The organism is Streptomyces griseicoloratus (assembly GCF_014534645.1).
Classification (GTDB): domain Bacteria; phylum Actinomycetota; class Actinomycetes; order Streptomycetales; family Streptomycetaceae; genus Streptomyces; species Streptomyces griseicoloratus.
Genome location: NZ_JACVQF010000184.1, coordinates 170,271 through 189,557, shown reverse-complemented (window position 1 = coordinate 189,557; position 19,287 = coordinate 170,271). Strand labels below are relative to the sequence as shown.

The 19,287-nt window shown below is 71.1% G+C and carries 17 protein-coding genes; 16 read left to right on the top strand and 1 reads right to left on the bottom strand.

Features of this window, described 5'->3' with window-relative positions; genetic code table 11:
- Positions 1–136: 136 nt before the first annotated feature.
- Positions 137–685, bottom strand: coding sequence for a beta-class carbonic anhydrase (locus H0H10_RS12155; protein ID WP_188180917.1), 549 nt, complete (start codon positions 683–685; stop codon positions 137–139).
- Positions 686–1,109: 424 nt separating this feature from the next.
- Between H0H10_RS12155 and rsmH the strand changes: the two genes are divergently transcribed.
- The 16 genes from rsmH (at position 1,110) to divIVA (ending at position 18,858) form a co-directional block, all read left to right on the top strand.
- Positions 1,110–2,066 (top strand): 16S rRNA (cytosine(1402)-N(4))-methyltransferase RsmH, encoded by a 957-nt coding sequence (gene rsmH / locus H0H10_RS12150; RefSeq protein ID WP_188180916.1) that lies wholly within the window; start codon positions 1,110–1,112, stop codon positions 2,064–2,066.
- Between the two features lie 49 nt (positions 2,067–2,115).
- On the top strand, positions 2,116–2,637 hold the full coding sequence (gene ftsL / locus H0H10_RS12145) for a cell division protein FtsL (protein WP_188180915.1): 522 nt from the start codon (positions 2,116–2,118) through the stop codon (positions 2,635–2,637).
- Complete coding sequence (locus H0H10_RS12140; RefSeq protein WP_188180914.1) at positions 2,634–4,598, top strand: peptidoglycan D,D-transpeptidase FtsI family protein; 1,965 nt, start codon at positions 2,634–2,636, stop codon at positions 4,596–4,598. Before ftsL ends, H0H10_RS12140 begins: the two co-directional genes overlap by 4 nt.
- A 173-nt stretch (positions 4,599–4,771) precedes the next feature.
- Positions 4,772–6,292: a UDP-N-acetylmuramoyl-L-alanyl-D-glutamate--2,6-diaminopimelate ligase gene (locus tag H0H10_RS12135; RefSeq protein WP_188180913.1), complete on the top strand. Its 1,521-nt coding sequence runs from the start codon at positions 4,772–4,774 to the stop codon at positions 6,290–6,292.
- 4 nt (positions 6,293–6,296) lie between these two features.
- Positions 6,297–7,712 (top strand): UDP-N-acetylmuramoyl-tripeptide--D-alanyl-D-alanine ligase, encoded by a 1,416-nt coding sequence (locus H0H10_RS12130; protein ID WP_188180912.1) that lies wholly within the window; start codon positions 6,297–6,299, stop codon positions 7,710–7,712.
- Positions 7,712–8,803 (top strand): phospho-N-acetylmuramoyl-pentapeptide-transferase, encoded by a 1,092-nt coding sequence (mraY, locus tag H0H10_RS12125; protein ID WP_188181051.1) that lies wholly within the window; start codon positions 7,712–7,714, stop codon positions 8,801–8,803. Before H0H10_RS12130 ends, mraY begins: the two co-directional genes overlap by 1 nt.
- A complete protein-coding gene (gene murD, locus H0H10_RS12120; RefSeq protein ID WP_188180911.1) occupies positions 8,785–10,242 on the top strand; it encodes a UDP-N-acetylmuramoyl-L-alanine--D-glutamate ligase in 1,458 nt (485 codons plus the stop codon). The genes mraY and murD overlap by 19 nt, the downstream gene beginning before the upstream one ends.
- A gap of 73 nt (positions 10,243–10,315) precedes the next feature.
- On the top strand, positions 10,316–11,677 hold the full coding sequence (gene ftsW / locus H0H10_RS12115; protein WP_188180910.1) for a putative lipid II flippase FtsW: 1,362 nt from the start codon (positions 10,316–10,318) through the stop codon (positions 11,675–11,677).
- 6 nt (positions 11,678–11,683) lie between these two features.
- Positions 11,684–12,778, top strand: coding sequence for an undecaprenyldiphospho-muramoylpentapeptide beta-N-acetylglucosaminyltransferase (murG, locus tag H0H10_RS12110; protein ID WP_188180909.1), 1,095 nt, complete (start codon positions 11,684–11,686; stop codon positions 12,776–12,778).
- A gap of 25 nt (positions 12,779–12,803) precedes the next feature.
- Entirely contained in the window at positions 12,804–13,601 is a 798-nt protein-coding gene (ftsQ, locus tag H0H10_RS12105; RefSeq protein ID WP_188180908.1) for a cell division protein FtsQ, read from the top strand.
- Between the two features lie 288 nt (positions 13,602–13,889).
- Positions 13,890–15,092, top strand: a complete 1,203-nt coding sequence (ftsZ, locus tag H0H10_RS12100) for a cell division protein FtsZ (protein WP_188180907.1) — start codon at positions 13,890–13,892, stop codon at positions 15,090–15,092.
- On the top strand, positions 15,089–15,817 hold the full coding sequence (gene pgeF / locus H0H10_RS12095) for a peptidoglycan editing factor PgeF (RefSeq protein ID WP_188180906.1): 729 nt from the start codon (positions 15,089–15,091) through the stop codon (positions 15,815–15,817). The genes ftsZ and pgeF overlap by 4 nt, the downstream gene beginning before the upstream one ends.
- Positions 15,818–15,823: 6 nt before the next feature.
- Positions 15,824–16,543 carry a YggS family pyridoxal phosphate-dependent enzyme gene (locus H0H10_RS12090; protein WP_188180905.1) on the top strand — a complete coding sequence of 240 codons (720 nt, stop codon included), beginning with the start codon at positions 15,824–15,826 and terminating at the stop codon, positions 16,541–16,543.
- A 129-nt stretch (positions 16,544–16,672) separates the two neighbouring features.
- On the top strand, positions 16,673–17,314 hold the full coding sequence (locus H0H10_RS12085) for a cell division protein SepF (RefSeq protein WP_188180904.1): 642 nt from the start codon (positions 16,673–16,675) through the stop codon (positions 17,312–17,314).
- 49 nt (positions 17,315–17,363) lie between these two features.
- Positions 17,364–17,648: a YggT family protein gene (locus H0H10_RS12080; protein WP_007448661.1), complete on the top strand. Its 285-nt coding sequence runs from the start codon at positions 17,364–17,366 to the stop codon at positions 17,646–17,648.
- A gap of 55 nt (positions 17,649–17,703) precedes the next feature.
- Positions 17,704–18,858: an apical growth/hyphal branching protein DivIVA gene (gene divIVA, locus H0H10_RS12075; protein WP_188180903.1), complete on the top strand. Its 1,155-nt coding sequence runs from the start codon at positions 17,704–17,706 to the stop codon at positions 18,856–18,858.
- Positions 18,859–19,287 lie beyond the last annotated feature (429 nt).

Genomic DNA, 19,287 nt, shown 5'->3' with positions numbered 1-19,287 from the left:
GACGCCCGCTTCCCCGCATTCTTGCTGCCGTTACCGATTCGTGTCACTCGCCTGTGGACAACTGGCCGCGATATGTCGGGCCTTACGTCCTTTGCGGTGCTTCGGCGGCGGGAACCGGCAGGACGGGCACCGCCGGTCAGGCGGGGTCGACCTCGCGCAGGAGACCCGTCTTCACGTCGAAGACGAAGCCGCGCACGTCGTCGGTGTGCAGCAGGAACGGCGAGGTCCGCACCCGCTTCATCGACTGGCGCACGTCCTGGTCGACGTCCCGGAAGGACTCCACCGCCCAGGAGGGGCGCTGGCCGACCTCCATCTCCAGCTCGTGCCGGAACTCCTCGGTGAGGGACTCCAGGCCGCAGCCGGTGTGGTGGATGAGGACCACGCTGCGGGTGCCGAGGGCGCGCTGGCTGATGGTGAGGGAGCGGATCACGTCGTCGGTGACGACGCCGCCCGCGTTGCGGATGGTGTGGCAGTCGCCCAGGTTGAGGCCGAGCGCCGCGTGCAGGTCGAGACGCGCGTCCATGCAGGCCACGACGGCGACGTGCCGGACGGGGCGGGCGTCCATCCCGGGATCGGTGAACGCGGCGGCATAGCGCGCGTTCGCCTCGACGAGCCGGTCGGTGACCGTGCCGTCTCCGGCTATGGGGGACTCGGAGCCCGCGGGAACCGATGCAGAAGTCGTCATATCCATGACGTTACTGGTCACTCGTCCGGCAGGCCCGTCGTGAGACAGGACAAAGAACGCCATCACCGCTTGTTGTGAGCCAACCCACAGGACCATACGGGTGCACCCGCACGGGTGACGTGCCGCGCGGTGCCGGTCGCCGCGCGCCGGCGCCCGCGACGCGCAGGCCGGTTGATTGACCGGGCGACAGGGTGGACTAAAGTGACGCGAAGCGGGAGGCGAGGCTCCCCCCGCTGGACTGAATTTCCCGGAGACCTGGACGATGCTCCGCCAGGGCTCCCCACGTGCGCGGCGCGTACGTACGGCTCGGCCTCCTCCCGCTCCTGGTCGGCTGACGCTTCCGGCGCCGGCAGACCTCCCCTTCACGAGCGGGCGGGGACCCGGCGGTACGTACACGCCGCGCCGGACCGAGAGGCCGCCCCACTTGAGCCAGAGTCGACACGTCCCGGTGATGCTCCAGCGGTGCCTGGACCTGCTGGCGCCTGCCCTTGAAGAGCCGGGGGCCGTGGTCGTCGACTGCACGCTGGGCCTGGGAGGACACAGCGAGGCACTGCTGGAGCGCTTCCCCGAGGCGCGGCTCGTCGCCCTCGACCGGGACAAGGAGGCCCTGCGCCTGTCCGGCGAGCGGCTCGCCCGCCACGGGGAGCGCGCCACCCTGGTGCACGCCGTCTACGACGAGCTGCCCGAGGTCCTCGACCGGCTGGGCATCCCGCGCGTGCAGGGCGTCCTGTTCGACCTCGGCGTCTCCTCCATGCAGCTCGACGAGGCCGGCCGCGGCTTCGCCTACGCCCAGGACGCCCCGCTGGACATGCGCATGGACCAGACGACGGGCATCAGCGCCGCCGAGGTCCTCAACACCTACCCGCCGGGCGAACTGGTGCGGATCCTGAGGGCGTACGGGGAGGAGAAGCAGGCCAAGCGGATCGTCTCCGCGATCGTGCGCGAGCGCGAGAAGGAGCCCTTCACCACCAGCGCCCGGCTCGTCGAGCTGATCCGCGCCGCGCTCCCGCAGGCCGCCAAGCGCACCGGCGGCAACCCGGCCAAGCGCACCTTCCAGGCCCTGCGCATCGAGGTCAACGGCGAACTGGCCGTGCTGGAGCGGGCGATCCCGGCCGCCGTCAAGACGCTCGCCGTGGGCGGGCGGATCGCCGTGCTGTCGTACCACTCCCTGGAGGACCGGCTGGTCAAGCAGGTGTTCGCGGCCGGCGCCGCGAACACGGCACCGCCGGGACTGCCGGTCGTCCCCGAACGCTACGCGCCCCGGCTCAAGCTGCTCACGCGCGGTGCCGAACTTCCCACCGAGGAGGAGATCGCCGAGAACCGGCGGGCGGCACCGGCACGGCTGCGCGGTGCCCAGCGCATCAGGGAGGACGTCGAGTGAGCCAGGCCAGGCGGGGTGCCGGCGCGTCGGCAGGGCCGAGGGAGGGCGAGTGAGCGGGAAACCCGAACTCAAGGGGAGGGCCGCTCGGCTCGCCCGGCTGTTCCCGCCGGGCGGCGGACGCGGACAGGCCGCCCGCGCCCCCTTCGTCCTCCTCGTGGTCCTGCTCCTCGGCGGCGGCCTCATCGGGCTCCTGGTGCTGAACTCCGCCCTGAGCGAGGGCTCCTTCCAGCTGGACGACCTGAAGGAGGAGACCAAGAACCTCACGGACGAGGAGCAGGCCCTCCAGCGGGACATCGACGCCTACTCCGCCCCCCGGGCCCTCCAGCGCCGGGCCCGCGAGCTGGGCATGGTGCCCGGCGGCGACCCCGCCTTCCTCGGCCCCGACGGCACCGTCAAGGGTGTCCCGAGCCCGGCGTCCGCCTCCGGGGCGACCCCTCTGGTCATCGCCCCCGAAGCGCTCACGGCACCCCCCGCCACCGCGCCCCCCACCACGCAGCCCGCCCCGGCCCCCACCGCAGCGCCCACGACGGCCACGCCCTCCACGATCCCGACCCCGACCCCCGGCAGGTGACGGAAGTGTCCGACAGGGAACCGCGCCGCCGCGTGCCCGGACCCGCGCGGCCCGTCCGTCCCGGCGGACGGCGGCAGCCGGGACCCGGCGCCCGCCCTCCCCGCCGCCCGGGCCCGCCCCGGCCGGCCCCGCCCCGCGTCATCAAGCTGGGCAGCCCCCGCCCACGCCTGCGCATGATCGGCCTGGCGCTGACCCTGGTGCTGGTCGCGTTCGTCGTACGGCTGCTCCAGGTCCAGGCCGTCGACGCCGGCACGTACACCGCCAAGGCCGAGCAGAACCGGTACGTGGTCCACACCCTGCCCGCCGAGCGCGGCGGCATCACCGACCGCAACGGTGTGGCCCTCGCGACCACTGTGGACGCCTACGACATCACGGCCGACCCCACGATGTTCACCCGCGAACGGCTCGGCGTCGGCGACGGACCCGAGCAGGCGGCGGCGCTGCTCTCACCGATCCTCGGCGAGAGCCAGGAGGCGCTGGCCGGCAAGCTCCGCCCGAAGAACAGGGAACTGCGCTACGTCCGTCTGGCCCGCGCCAAGACCCCGCAGGTCTGGAACCAGATCAAGGACCTGAAGTCCGCCCTGGCCGAGAAGGCGGAGACCGACGGTTCCACGGTCAACGTCCTCGCGGGCGTCTTCGCCGACCCCAGCAGCAAACGCGTGTACCCCAACGGCGACCTCGCCGCCGCGATCCTGGGCTGGGTCAACGCCGAGGGAGAGGGCGGCGGTGGCCTGGAGCGGCAGCTGGAGAAGACCCTGGCCGGCGAGGACGGCAAGATCCGCTACGCCCAGTCGGGCGGACGGCAGGTGCCCACCGCGGGCTCCACCGAGACGCCCGCCGTGCCCGGCAGCGACGTCGAGCTCACCATCGACCGGGACATCCAGTGGGCCGCGCAGGACGCCATCACCGAGCAGGTGGAGAAGTCCAAGGCGGACGGCGGCTACGTCATCGTCCAGGACACGGCCACCGGCGAGATCCTCGCCATGGCCAACTCACCGGGCTTCGACCCGGGCGACGTGGCCCACGCCGACCCGAAGGCGCTCGGCAACGCGGCCCTCCAGGACGCCTTCGAGCCGGGCTCCACCGCCAAGGTGCTGTCGATGGCGGCCGTGCTGGAGGAGAACGTCGCCACGCCGATGACCCACCTCACCGTCCCCAACCGGCTCAAGCGCGGCGACCGGCTCTTCAAGGACGACGTCGACCACCCCACCTGGTACCTCACGCTCAACGGCGTGCTCGCCAAGTCCAGCAACATCGGCACCATCATGGCCACCGGCGAGCTGGGCAGGACCCAGAAGGAGGCCAACCAGGTCCTCTACTCGTACCTGCGCAAGTTCGGCCTCGGCGGCTACAGCGGGCTCGGCTTCCCCGGCGAGACCAAGGGCATCCTGGCGCCCCCCGACCAGTGGTCGACCTCGCAGCAGTACACGATTCCTTTCGGCCAGGGCGTGTCCGTGAACGCCCTCCAGGCGGCGTCCGTCTACTCGACGATCGCCAACGGCGGCGTCCGCGTCGAACCCACGCTCGTCCGCGGCACGAAGGGGGCCGACGGACGCTTCACGCCCGCACCGGAACCCAAGAAGACCCGTGTGATCAGCGAGAAGACCGCGAAGACGCTCTCCGAGATGCTGGAGTCCGTGGTGGACGACGAAGAGGGCACCGGCACCAAGGCCCGCATCCCCGGCTACCGGGTGGCGGGCAAGACGGGCACGGCCAACCGCGTGGATCCGGCCACCGGCAAGTACCACGGCTACACCTCGTCGTTCGCCGGCTTCGCCCCCGCCGACAAGCCCCGTGTCACCGTCTACTGCGCCATCCAGAACGCCACCGCGGGCAGCTACTTCGGCGGCCAGATCTGCGGTCCCATCCACAAGCAGGTCATGGAGTTCGCACTCAAGACCCTCCAGGTCCCCCCGACCGGGGCCAAGGCCGCGAACCTGCCGGTCACCTTCAAACCCTGATCAGTACCGAACCAGCACCGAGCCACCAGGAACCACCCGTGACAACGATCACCCCGGATCCCGGGAACCAGAGCGCCCCCCGCACCTCACTTCGCCCGGAAGCGGGTACGCCCGGTACGCTCACCGCCGTGCCACAGCCTGATCAGTCCCAAACCACCCAGAAGGGCCAACCCGTGACATACCCGGGACCGCCCCGGCCGGTGCAGGTCTCCGCCACACCCCTGGCGGAACTCGCCGGTCAGCTGGGTGTCACCGCGCCGGAGAGCACCGCCGGGGTCACGGGCATCACCCATGACTCGCGTGCGGTCCGCCCCGGCGACCTGTACGCCGCCCTCCCCGGAGCCCGCGCCCACGGCGCCGACTTCGTCACCCAGGCCGCCGGCCTCGGCGCCGCCGCCGTGCTGACCGACCCGTCCGGCGCGGAGCGCGCCGCCGCCACCGGTCTGCCCGTGCTCGTCGTCGACGACCCGCGCGGCCGGATGGGCGAGCTGGCAGCCACGATCTACGGCCGGCCCGGCCGGGACCTGCTCCAGATCGGCATCACCGGCACCTCCGGCAAGACCACCACCGCCTACCTCGTCGAGGGCGGTCTGCGGACGGCGAAGTCCACCGGCCTCATCGGCACCGTCGAGATGCGCATCGGCGACGAGCGCATCAAGTCCGAGCGCACCACGCCCGAGGCCACCGACCTCCAGGCCCTGTTCGCGGTCATGCGCGAACGCGGCACCGAGGCGGTCGCCATGGAGGTCTCCAGCCACGCCCTCGTGCTCGGCCGGGTCGACGGCTGCGTCTTCGACGTCGCGGTCTTCACCAACCTCAGCCCGGAGCACATGGAGTTCCACTCCGGCATGGAGGACTACTTCCAGGCCAAGGCGCAGCTGTTCACGCCGGCCCGCAGCAGGCTCGGTGTGGTGAACACCGACGACGAGTACGGCCGCCGGCTGGCGAACGAGGCCACGGTCCCGGTCGTCACCTACTCCGCCGAGGGCCACCCGGACGCCGACTGGCGCGCCGAGGACGTCCGGGTCGGACCGCTGGACTCGACGTTCACCGTGATCGGCCCCAAGGGCGAGCGGATCGCCGCGAAATCCCCGCTGCCGGGTCCCTTCAACGTGGCGAACACCCTCGCCGCGATCGCCGCCCTCGCCGCCGCCGGCCTCGATCCGCAGGCCGCCGCCGACGGTGTCGCCGCCGTACCGGGCGTGCCGGGCCGGCTGGAGCGCGTGGACGCCGGGCAGCCGTATCTCGCGGTGGTCGACTACGCCCACAAGACCGACGCGGTCGAATCCGTCCTCAAGGCCCTCCGCAAGGTCACCGAGGGCAAGCTGCACGTCGTCCTCGGCTGCGGCGGCGACCGCGACACCACCAAGCGCGCCCCCATGGGCGCCGCCGCGGCCCGGCTCGCCGACACGGCCGTACTGACCTCCGACAACCCCCGCTCCGAGGATCCCCTCGCGATCCTCGCCACCATGCTCCAGGGCGCGGCGTCCGTGCCCGCGCACGAGCGCGGCGAGGTCCAGGTCTTCGAGGACCGGGCCGCCGCCGTCGCCGCGGCCGTCGCCCGGGCCGAGCCCGGCGACACCGTACTGGTGGCGGGCAAGGGCCACGAGCAGGGGCAGGACATCGCCGGGGTGGTCCGTCCCTTCGACGACCGCCAGGTGCTTCGCGAAGCTATCCAGAAGACCCAGGGATGAACTTGTGATCGCCCTCTCTCTCGCCGAGATCGCAGAAGTCGTCGGCGGGCAGATGCACGACATACCGGATCCGTCCGCCGAGGTGACCGGACCGGTCGTCCGGGACTCCCGCGAGGCGGGACCCGGCAGCCTCTTCGTCGCCTTCGTGGGCGAGCGGGCGGACGGCCACGACTTCGCGTCGGCGGTCGTCGAGGCCGGCGCGGTGGCCGTGCTCGGCTCCCGCCCCGTCGGCGTGCCCGCGATCGTCGTGGAGGACGTGCAGGCCGCGCTCGGCGCCCTCGCCCGCCATGTCGTGCACCGCCTCGGGGCCACCCTCGTGGCCCTCACCGGATCCGCCGGCAAGACCAGCACCAAGGACCTGATCGCCCAGGTCCTGCAGCGCAAGGCGCCGACGGTGTTCACGCCGGGCTCGCTCAACAACGAGATCGGGCTGCCGCTCACCGCTCTCACGGCCACCGAGGAGACGAAGTTCCTCGTGCTGGAGATGGGCGCCCGCGGCATCGGCCACATCCGGTACCTGACCGGACTGACCCCGCCGAAGATCGGCCTGGTGCTCAACGTCGGCTCCGCCCACATCGGCGAGTTCGGCGGCCGGGAGCAGATCGCGCAGGCCAAGGGCGAACTCGTGGAGGCCCTTCCGGCGGCGGAGGAGGGCGGGACCGCGATCCTCAACGCGGACGACCCGTACGTCCGGGCCATGGCCTCCCGAACGAAGGCGAAGGTGATCCTTTTCGGAGAGTCCGACGAAGCGGACGTGTCCGCCGAGAACGTGCGACTCACGGACAGCGGACAGCCCTCCTTCAGGCTTCACACACCCTCCGGTGCAAGTGATGTGACCATGCGCCTGTACGGTGAGCACCACGTGTCGAACGCGCTCGCCGCGGCCGCCGTCGCCCACGAGTTGGGCATGTCCGCAGACGAGATCGCCACCGCGCTCTCCGAGGCGGGCTCCCTCTCCCGCTGGCGGATGGAGGTCACCGAGCGCCCGGACGGCGTGACGGTCGTCAACGACGCCTACAACGCGAACCCCGAGTCCATGAAGGCCGCTCTGCGCGCGCTGGTGGCCATGGGCAAGGGACGCCGTACGTGGGCGGTGCTCGGCAAGATGGCCGAGCTCGGGGACGAGGCGCTCGCCGAGCACGACGCGGTCGGACGGCTCGCCGTCCGGCTCAACGTCAGCAAGCTCGTCGCGGTCGGTGGCAGGGAAGCCGCCTGGCTGCAACTGGGCGCATACAACGAGGGTTCGTGGGGTGAGGAGTCGGTGCACGTGTCCGACGCACAGGCGGCGGTCGACCTGTTGCGCAGCGAGTTGCGCCCGGGGGACGTCGTGCTCGTGAAGGCGTCCCGTTCGGTGGGTCTGGAGAGCGTCGCCACGGCGCTGCTGGAGACCGGCGCCGAGGGTGAGGTTGCCGCCCGATGATGAAGCAGATCCTGTTCGCGGGAGTCATCGGCCTCTTCCTCACGCTGGTCGGCACCCCGCTGCTGATCAAGCTGCTGGCCCGCAAGGGCTACGGCCAGTACATCCGCGACGACGGCCCGCGCGAGCACGCCAGCAAGCGCGGTACGCCGACCATGGGCGGCATCGCCTTCATCCTGGCGACGGTCGCGGCGTACTTCCTGGCCAAGGTGATCACGAGCTACCTGGACCCGGAGGCCGACGCGGCGCCGACCTTCTCCGGCCTGCTGGTGCTCGGCCTCATGGTCGGCATGGGCCTGGTGGGCTTCCTCGACGACTACATCAAGATCGTCAAGCGGCGTTCGCTGGGCCTGCGGGCCAAGGCGAAGATGGCCGGCCAGCTGATCGTCGGTATCGCCTTCGCGGTGCTCGCGCTGCAGTTCGCGGACAACCGCGGCAACACGCCGGCCTCCACCAAGCTGTCGTTCATCACGGACTTCGGCTGGACCATCGGCCCGGTGCTGTTCGTCGTCTGGGCGCTGTTCATGATCCTCGCGATGTCGAACGGCGTGAACCTGACCGACGGCCTGGACGGCCTCGCCACCGGCGCCTCGGTCCTCGTCTTCGGCGCCTACACCTTCATCGGCGTCTGGCAGTTCCAGGAGTCCTGCGCCAACGCGCTGACCCTCACCAACCCGGGCGCCTGCTACGAGGTGCGCGACCCCCTCGACCTGGCGGTGGTGGCCTCCGCGCTGATGGGCGCCTGCCTCGGCTTCCTGTGGTGGAACACCTCGCCGGCCAAGATCTTCATGGGCGACACCGGTTCGCTCGCGCTCGGCGGCGTCCTCGCGGGTCTGGCGATCTGCTCGCGCACCGAGCTGCTCCTCGCCATCCTCGGCGGTCTGTTCGTCCTGATCACCATGTCGGTGGTCATCCAGGTCGGCTCCTTCCGCCTCACCGGCAAGCGCGTCTTCCGGATGGCGCCACTCCAGCACCACTTCGAACTCAAAGGCTGGTCAGAGGTCCTTGTCGTGGTCCGCTTCTGGATCATTCAGGGTATCTGTGTAATTGTCGGACTTGGCCTCTTCTACGCGGGATGGGCAGCGGAAAAGTGACCTCATCGGCGCTCTCGGAACTGCGGGGCAAGCACGTCACCGTCGCCGGACTCGGCGTCTCGGGCCTCCCGGCGGCCAAGGTCCTGCACGGCCTCGGCGCGCACGTCACGGTCGTCAACGACGGCGCGGACGAGCGCGCCCGGGCGCAGGTGGCCGAGCTGGAGGCGCTCGGCGTCACCGTGCGCCTCGGTGACGGCACAGCATCCGACAGCGGCTCCGCCGCGGGCCTCCCCGAGGGCACCGAACTGATCGTCACGGCGCCCGGCTGGAAGCCGGACAAGCCGCTGTTCGCGGCGGCCGGGCGGGCCGGCGTCCCCGTCTGGGGCGACGTGGAGCTGGCCTGGCGGCTGCGCGGCCCCGACGCCGCCCCGTGGCTCGCGGTCACCGGCACCAACGGCAAGACCACCACCGTCCAGATGCTCGCCTCCATCCTCCGGGCGGCGGGCCTGCGCACCGCCGCCGTGGGCAACATCGGGGTCTCGCTCCTCGACGCGGTGCTCGGCGAGGAGAAGTACGACGTGCTGGCCGTGGAGCTGTCCAGCTACCAGCTCCACTGGGCGCCGTCCCTGCGCGCGCACTCCGCGGCGGTGCTGAACCTCGCCCCCGACCACCTCGACTGGCACGGCTCCATGGAGGCGTACGCCGCCGACAAGGGCCGCATCTACGAGGGCAACCGCGTCGCCTGCGTCTACAACGTCGCCGACAAGGCCACCGAGGACCTGGTGCGCGAGGCCGACGTGGAGGAGGGCTGCCGGGCCATCGGCTTCACCCTCGGCACGCCGGCCCCCTCCCAACTCGGCGTCGTGGAGGGCATCCTGGTCGACCGCGCCTTCGTCGAGGACCGGCAGAAGAACGCCCAGGAGCTGGCCGAGGTCTCCGACGTCAACCCGCCGGCCCCGCACAACATCGCCAACGCCCTTGCGGCGGCGGCCCTCGCCCGCGCCTTCGGGGTGTCCGCGGCGGCCGTGCGCGACGGGCTGCGGGCCTTCACCCCGGACGCCCACCGCATCGCGCACGTGGCCGACGTGGACGGGGTGGCGTACGTCGACGACTCCAAGGCCACCAACACCCACGCCGCCGAGGCGTCGTTGGCGGCCTACGAGTCGATCGTGTGGATCGCGGGCGGGCTCGCCAAGGGCGCCACCTTCGACGAACTGGTCGCGGGGGCGGCGAAGCGACTGCGCGGAGCCGTGCTGATCGGCGCCGATCGCGCGCTGATCCGCGAGGCCCTCGCGCGACACGCCCCGGAAGTACCCGTCGTCGACCTCGACCGGACCGACACTGGGGCGATGCTCCAGGCCGTCCAGGAGGCGCAGCGGCTCGCGCGGCCCGGTGACACCGTGCTGCTGGCCCCGGCCTGCGCTTCCATGGACATGTTCACCAACTACAACAAGCGCGGTGACGCGTTCGCGGAGGCCGTTCGCGAACTCGGAGCCTGACCGGCCGCCTGCGCCGGGCGACCATGGGAGGGACGCGTGGGACGGTCCAGGCCGACGTACGGCGGAGGCTGCGATGCCCGGTAGCCGTACCGGGCGTCCGCCCGTGCAGCGGAGCGTCGGACGGATCTCCGCGCCGAGGCCGCCGCGGGAGAACCCGGTCCTGCGTCTGTACACGCGCCTGCGCCGCGCCTGGGACCGGCCGCTGACCGCGTACTACCTGATCCTCGGCGGCAGCCTGCTGATCACCGGGCTCGGCCTGGTGATGGTCTACTCGGCCTCCCAGATCACCGCGCTCCAGCTGTCCCTGTCGGGGTCGTACTTCTTCCGCAAGCAGTTCCTGGCCGCCCTGATCGGCGCCGGGCTGATGATCGCCGCCATGCGCATGCCGGTGAAGCTGCACCGCGCGCTGGCCTACCCGATCCTCGCGGGCGCCGTCTTCCTCATGGCCCTGGTGCAGGTGCCGGGGATAGGGATGTCGGTCAACGGCAACCAGAACTGGATCTCCGTCGGGGGACCCTTCCAGCTCCAGCCCAGCGAGTTCGGCAAGCTCGCCCTGGTGCTGTGGGGCGCCGACCTGCTCGCCCGCAAGCAGGACAGGAGGCTGCTGACCCAGTGGAAGCACATGCTGGTGCCGCTGGTGCCGGTCGCCTTCATGCTGCTCGGGCTGATCATGCTGGGCGGCGACATGGGTACGGCGATCATCCTGACGGCGATCCTGTTCGGCCTGCTGTGGCTTGCGGGCGCGCCCACGCGGATGTTCACCGGCGTGCTGTCGATCGCCGCGCTGCTCGGTGTGATCCTCATCAAGACCAGCCCCAACCGCATGGCCCGGCTCGCCTGCCTCGGTGAGACCGACCCCGGTCCGGGTGATTCCTGCTGGCAGGCGGCGCACGGCATCTATGCCCTCGCCTCGGGCGGACTGTTCGGTTCCGGCCTCGGTGCGAGTGTGGAAAAATGGGGCCAACTACCCGAAGCGCACACCGACTTCATCTTCGCCGTCACCGGTGAGGAACTGGGCCTGGCGGGGACGCTGTCGGTGCTCGCCCTCTTCGCGGCTCTAGGCTATGCGGGTATCCGCGTGGCCGGACGCACGGAGGACCCCTTCGTGAGGTACGCCGCGGGAGGCGTGACCACCTGGATCACGGCCCAGGCCGTGATCAACATCGGCGCGGTCCTCGGACTGCTGCCGATCGCCGGCGTCCCCCTCCCGCTGTTCTCCTACGGGGGATCCGCCCTGCTGCCGACCATGTTCGCCATCGGGCTGCTGATCGCCTTCGCGCGCGACGAGCCCGCTGCGCGGGCGGCGCTTGCGATGCGGCAACCTCGCTTTGGTAGAAAGCGGGGAGCCGGGGGTTCCGGGTCGAAGCGGAGCCCTCGGGGTTGGAACACGATGCGACGGCGCGCCTCGGCGGCGCGCTCGTCCGGAGAGCGGTGAATTTCGGTGCATGTCGTACTCGCCGGCGGAGGAACCGCGGGCCACATCGAGCCCGCGCTCGCCCTCGCGGACGCCCTGCGCAGGCAGGATCCGACCGTGGGGATCACGGCCCTGGGCACGGAACGCGGCCTGGAGACCCGACTCGTGCCCGAGCGCGGTTACGAGCTGGCGCTGATCCCGGCCGTACCGCTGCCGCGCAAGCCCACGCCCGAGCTGATCACCGTCCCGGGCCGGCTGCGGGGCACCATCAAGGCGACCGAGCAGATCCTGGAGCGCACCAAGGCCGACTGCGTGGTCGGCTTCGGCGGCTACGTGGCCCTGCCCGGCTACCTCGCGGCCAAGCGGCTCGGAGTGCCGATCGTCATCCACGAGGCCAACGCGCGCCCGGGGCTGGCCAACAAGATCGGCTCGCGCTACGCCAGCCAGGTCGCCGTCTCCACGCCCGACAGCAAGCTGCGCAACTCCCGCTACATCGGCATCCCGCTGCGCCGCTCCATCGCCACCCTCGACCGGGCCGCCGCGCGCCCCGAGGCCCGCGCGATGTTCGGGCTCGACCCCAACCTGCCCACGCTGCTGGTCTCCGGCGGCTCGCAGGGCGCCCGCCGCCTCAACGAGGTGGTCCAGCAGGTCGCGCCCTGGCTCCAGCAGGCCGGAATCCAGATCCTGCACGCGGTCGGCCCGAAGAACGAACTGCCGCAGGTGCACCAGATGCCGGGAATGCCCCCCTACAGGCCGGTAAGTTACCTGGACCGGATGGACCTCGCGTACGCCGCCGCCGACATGATGCTCTGCCGCGCGGGCGCGATGACCGTCGCCGAACTCTCCGCCGTCGGACTCCCGGCCGCCTACGTCCCGCTGCCCATCGGCAACGGCGAACAGCGGCTCAACGCCCAGCCGGTGGTCAAGGCCGGCGGCGGCCTGCTGGTCGACGACGCGGACCTGACGCCCGAGTGGGTGCAGCACAACGTCCTGCCCGTGCTCGCCGATCCGCACCGGCTGTACGAGATGTCCCGCGCCGCCGCCGAGTTCGGCCGCCGGGACGCCGACGACCTGCTCGTCGGCATGGTGTACGAGGCGATCGCCGCCCGTGCGCACCGCTAGGGACATGTGACGGAGGGCAGGGATCGTGGCCGGACCGACGACCGCCGCGCAGCGCGGTGAACGCCGGCAGGAGTCGTCCGGCCCGCCCCCGGTGCGGCGCCTCGGCCCGGTGCGCCTTCGCCGGATCGCCGTCCCGGCCCTCGTCCTGGTGCTCCTGGGAGCCGGGACCCTCTGGCTGCTGTACGGCTCGTCCTGGCTGCGCGTGGAACGCGTGTCGGTCTCCGGGACGCGCGTCCTGACGCCCGCCGAGGTGCGCGAGGCCGCCGACGTGCCCGTCGGGGCGCCGCTGATTTCCGTCGACACGGACGCGATCGAGGCGCGGCTCGGCGGGAAATTGCTCCGCGTCGACTCCGTGGACGTGGTCCGGTCCTGGCCGCACGGAATCGGGCTGAAAGTGACGGAGCGTACTCCGGTTCTGATTGTGCAAAAGGGCGGAAAGTTCATCGAAGTGGACGATGAAGGTGTCCGATTCGCCACGGTTTCTCGCGCTCCGAAAGGTGTGCCCGCATTGAAATTGGAGCCCGCCCGTTCCGGCTCGGCCGCCGCGAGTCTGCGCCGCTTCGGCGAGGACCGTCTGGTGCGCGAGGCGGTACGGGTGGCCGGTCGTATTCCGGATGCCGTCGCCCGGGACACCCGGGTCGTCAAGGTCCGTTCGTACGACGACATCTCGCTGGAGTTGAGCGGTGGGCGGACCGTGGTGTGGGGGAGCGCCGAGCAGGGCGAGGAGAAGGCCGGTGCGCTCACCGCGCTGATGAAAGCGGCTCCCGATGCGCGGCACTTCGACGTGAGCGTTCCCACCGCCCCGGCATCGTCGGGGAGTTGACGCGCATCCGCGCAGGCCAGCACCCTGGTTGGGCAGCGCTACGGCTGATCACATAGGGTGAAAAGAAAAACGGGAGGTTCGGCGTGTTCGTTGAACGCGCGCCACTTGTCGACTTAGTGTCCTGTTCAGAAGACTCCAAGGAACGGACACACTGGTAACCCTAAACTTCAGGGTTAGGGTTCGGGTCGGCGATACGGACCGTCCCATTCGGCATCAGTCGTCGGGTCTCTGGGCGCAGCGCGTCACGGTGATTCGACGACACGTAACTCGAGGCGAGAGGCCTTCGACGTGGCAGCACCGCAGAACTACCTCGCAGTCATCAAAGTCATCGGTGTCGGCGGCGGTGGTGTCAATGCCATCAACCGGATGATCGAGGTCGGTCTCAAGGGCGTCGAGTTCATCGCCATCAACACCGACGCGCAAGCTCTGTTGATGAGCGACGCCGACGTCAAGCTGGACGTCGGCCGTGAACTCACCCGCGGACTCGGCGCCGGAGCGAACCCGGCCGTCGGCCGCAAGGCCGCCGAGGACCACCGCGAGGAGATCGAGGAGGTCCTCAAGGGGGCCGACATGGTCTTCGTGACGGCCGGTGAAGGCGGCGGCACCGGCACCGGCGGCGCGCCCGTCGTGGCCAACATCGCCCGCTCGCTGGGTGCCCTCACCATCGGCGTGGTCACCCGCCCGTTCACCTTCGAGGGACGGCGCCGGGCGAACCAGGCCGAGGACGGCATCGCCGAGCTCCGTGAAGAGGTCGACACCCTCATCGTCATCCCCAACGACCGGCTGCTGTCCATCTCGGACCGCCAGGTCAGCGTGCTCGACGCGTTCAAGTCCGCCGACCAGGTGCTGCTCTCCGGTGTCCAGGGCATCACCGACCTCATCACCACGCCCGGCCTGATCAACCTCGACTTCGCCGACGTCAAGTCGGTCATGTCCGAGGCCGGTTCGGCCCTCATGGGCATCGGCTCCGCCCGCGGTGACGACCGCGCGGTGGCCGCGGCCGAGATGGCGATCTCCTCGCCGCTGCTGGAGGCGTCCATCGACGGCGCCCGCGGCGTGCTGCTCTCCATCTCCGGCGGCTCCGACCTCGGTCTCTTCGAGATCAACGAGGCCGCCCAGCTGGTCAGCGAGGCCGCCCACCCCGAGGCCAACATCATCTTCGGCGCGGTCATCGACGACGCCCTCGGCGACGAGGTCCGGGTCACCGTGATCGCGGCCGGCTTCGACGGCGGCCAGCCCCCCGCCAAGCAGCGGGACAACGTCCTCGGCTCCACCGCCCCCAAGCGCGAGGAGCCCGCGCCGGTGCGGCAGCCCGAGAGCCGCCCGTCCTTCGGCTCCCTCGGCAGCGTCAAGCCGAAGGAGGAGCCCGAGCCGGCCGCGCCGGAGCCGGTGAGCGACCTGCCGCCGGTCACCCCGCCGCCGGTCCCGCCGTCGAGGACCTACACGGACAGCGCGGCCGAGGAACTGGACGTGCCGGACTTCCTGAAGTGATAGGACAGCGCGACACCGTGAACGGCGCGCACTTCGGCTTCACCGACCGGTGGGGCGGAGTGAGCGCCGTTCCGTACGAGGAGCTCAACCTCGGCGGCGCCGTCGGCGACGACCCCGCCGCCGTCACGGCCAACCGGGAACTGGCGGCGAAGTCGCTGGGGCTGGACCCCGCCCGGGTGGTCTGGATGAACCAGGTGCACGGGGCCGACGTGGCGGTGGTCGACGGTCCCTGGGGGGACCGGCCGGTCCCGCGGGTCGACGCGATCGTCACCGCCGAGCGGGGGCTCGCCCTCGCCGTCCTGACCGCGGACTGCGTGCCGGTGCTGCTCGCCGACCCCGTCGCGGGGGTCGCCGCCGCGGCCCACGCGGGCCGGCCCGGCATGGTCGCCGGGGTCGTCCCCGCCGCCGTACGGGCCATGACGGAACTCGGCGCCGACCCTGCCCGGATCGTCGCCCGCACCGGTCCCGCCGTGTGCGGCCGGTGCTACGAGGTGCCGGAGGAGATGCGTGCCGAGGTCGCCGCGGCCGAACCGGCGGCGTACGCGGAGACGAGCTGGGGCACACCGGCGGTCGATGTGAGCGCCGGCGTGCACGCGCAGCTCGAACGGCTCGGGGTGTGCGACCGGGCGCAGTCGCCGGTGTGCACCCGGGAGTCGAAGGACCACTTCTCGTACCGTCGCGACCGCTCCACCGGGCGGCTCGCGGGCTATGTCTGGCTGGACTGATGGGACATGACGGACCGTAAGGATGAACTCGCCGGAAATCTGGCGAAGGTGGAGGAGCGCATCGCCGCCGCGTGCGCGGCCGCCGGACGCGAGCGTGACGAAGTCACCCTGATCGTGGTCACCAAGACCTATCCGGCGAACGATGTGCGAATTCTCTCGGAACTCGGCGTGCGCCACGTCGCCGAGAACCGCGACCAGGACGCGGCTCCCAAGGCCGCGGCTTGCTCGGATCTGCCCCTTTCCTGGCACTTCGTCGGACAGTTGCAGACCAACAAGGTGCGATCTGTGGTCGGTTATGCCGATGTCGTGCAGTCCGTCGACCGTTCCAAGCTCGTCACAGCTCTGTCGAAGGAGGCGGTGCGGGCCGGCCGCGAGGTGGGCTGCCTCATCCAGGTCGCGCTCGACGCCGGGGAGAGCGGGCGGGGTGAGCGCGGCGGCGTGGCGCCCGCGGGAATCGAAGAGTTGGCCGACCTCGTCGCCGGGGCGCCGGGCCTGCGGCTCGACGGACTGATGACCGTCGCCCCGCTCACGGGGGAGTACGCCGGGCGCCAACGGGCCGCGTTCGAGCGCCTCATGGATTTGTCGACCTACCTGCGCCGAGCCCATCCGGCTGCGAACATGGTCTCCGCAGGGATGAGCGCGGACCTCGAGGAGGCCGTGGCCGCCGGAGCGACACATGTGCGCGTCGGTACCGCGGTACTCGGAGTCCGCCCCAGGCTCGGGTAACGTCGCCAAGAAGTCGGACCACAGTAGAAAATATGGTCATTACCGTCGAAAGGCGGACGCAACGACCCCGTGGATCGCGGGCACTTGGCAGTCGTCAGCCGATCCACCACAGAGCGGAGGACTCAGAGCATGGCCGGCGCGATGCGCAAGATGGCGGTCTACCTCGGCCTCGTGGAGGACGATGGGTACGACGGCCGGGGGTTCGACCCCGACGACGACTTCGAACCGGAACTGGACCCGGAACCCGAGCGGGATCACAGGCGGCACGAACCGTCACATCAGTCGCACGGTTCACATCAGCCTCAACGGGACGAAGAGGTACGAGTCGTCCAGCCGCCCGCGCCGCGCGAGCCGGTGTCCCGCTCCGCTTCGCTCGCCGCGGAATCGGGGCGTCCGGCGCGCATCGCGCCCGTGGCGTCCATCACACAAGAACGCGCAAGCCTGGAAAAGAGCGCACCGGTCATCATGCCCAAGGTCGTGTCGGAACGAGAGCCCTACCGGATCACCACGCTTCACCCACGGACCTACAACGAGGCCCGTACCATCGGGGAACACTTCCGTGAGGGCACTCCGGTGATCATGAATCTCACTGAGATGGATGACACAGATGCGAAGCGACTTGTCGACTTTGCCGCGGGTTTGGTGTTTGGTCTTCACGGCAGTATCGAGCGGGTGACGCAGAAGGTGTTCCTGCTGTCTCCTGCTAACGTCGATGTCACGGCGGAGGACAAGGCCCGCATCGCAGAGGGCGGGTTCTTCAACCAGAGCTGAGACGCACCACCGGTGAGAGCATGGATCAGGGGAGAGGGAAGCACAGGTCATGAGCGTGGTCCTGGATGTCGTCTACATCGCGCTGATGTGCTTCCTCATCGTGCTCATCTTCCGGTTGGTCATGGACTACGTCTTCCAGTTCGCCCGCTCGTGGCAACCCGGCAAGGCGATGGTGGTCGTTCTGGAGGCCACCTACACTGTCACCGATCCACCGCTGAAGCTTCTGCGGCGGTTCATCCCGCCGCTGCGTCTCGGGGGCGTGGCGCTCGACCTGTCCTTCTTCGTACTGATGATCATCGTCTACATCCTGATCTCGATCGTGAGCCGGCTGTGAGCGATGAGAGAGATACGGGCTTGCCGAATGCCGACGACAACGTTGAGGTGAAGAGATGCCGTTGACCCCCGAGGACGTGCGGAACAAGCAGTTCACGACCGTCCGCCTCCGAGAAGGCTATGACGAGGACGAGGTCGATGCCTTCCTCGACGAGGTCGAAGCCGAACTGACCCGACTGCTCCGTGAGAACGAGGACCTGCGCGCCAAGCTGGCCGCCGCCACGCGCGCGGCCGCGCAGAACCAGCAGAACATGCGCAAGCCTCCGGAGCAGCCGCAGGATCAGCAGCAGCAGGGCGGTATGCCTCAGCAGGGCATGCGAGGTCCCGGCGCTCCGGTGCCCGCCGGCATATCGGGCCCGCCGCAGCAGCAGATGGGTGGCCCCATGGGTGGTCCGCCCCAGCTGCCGAGCGGTGCCCCGCAGCTGCCCGCCGGTCCCGGCGGTCAGGGTGGCCCGCAGGGTCCCGGTCCGATGGGCCAGGGTCCGGGGCCGATGGGCCAGGGCCCGGGTCCGATGCAGGGCCAGATGGGTCCCGGTCCGATGGGCGGCCCCATGGGCGGCCCGCAGGGCCCCGGCGGTCCGGGTGGTCCCGGCCTGCCCGGTCAGGGCCCCGGTGGCGACAGCGCCGCGCGCGTTCTGTCGCTGGCCCAGCAGACCGCCGACCAGGCGATCGCCGAGGCGCGTTCCGAGGCCAACAAGATCGTCGGCGAGGCGCGTTCGCGGGCCGAGGGTCTGGAGCGGGACGCCCGTGCCAAGGCGGACGCCCTGGAGCGGGACGCGCAGGAGAAGCACCGCGTCGCGATGGGCTCCCTGGAGTCCGCCCGCGCCACGCTGGAGCGCAAGGTCGAGGACCTGCGCGGCTTCGAGCGCGAGTACCGTACGCGACTGAAGTCGTACCTGGAGTCGCAGCTGCGTCAGCTGGAGACCCAGGCCGACGACTCGCTCGCTCCGCCGCGCACGCCCGCGACGGCCTCCCTCCCGCCGTCCCCGGCGCCCTCGATGGCTCCGGCCGGCGCGAGTGCCCCGTCGTACGGCGGCAACCAGTCGATGGGCAGCGGTCCGAGCACGTCGGGGCCGTCCTACGGCGGTCAGCAGCAGATGTCGCCGGCGATGACCCAGCCGATGGCTCCGGTGCGGCCGCAGGGGCCGTCGCCGATGGGGCAGGCGCCGTCGCCGATGCGGGGCTTCCTGATCGACGAGGACGACAACTGACGGGTTGACGAACGGTAGTACGGCGTAGCCGTCGGCAGCGTTCAGGGCGGGCCCCGGGTTTCTGACCCGGGGCCCGCCTTTAGCTGTGCTCGGCGCTGGTGCGGGGCGGGGGTGGGCCGCGCGGCCCGGCGCTGACGGGGTGCCTCCCCCAGAGGGGGTACCCCCAGCGCCCACCCGTGCCGCCCTGGGGGTACCTCCCAGGCCGTTCAGGCACTGGGGGAGGCACGACTGCCCGCAGCTACGGGCGGTGCGCGTCTGCCGGCAGCTGCGGCGGTGGGCGTCTGCGCGGCTGCGGCGGTGGGTGTCTGCCTGCGGCTGCGGCGGCGCGTCTGCCCGCAGCTACTGCGGCACCGATAGCCCGCGGCTGCGGCGGTGCGGCTGCTCGTGGCTGTGGTGGTGGGCGGCTGTCCGTGGGCGTGGTGGTGCGGG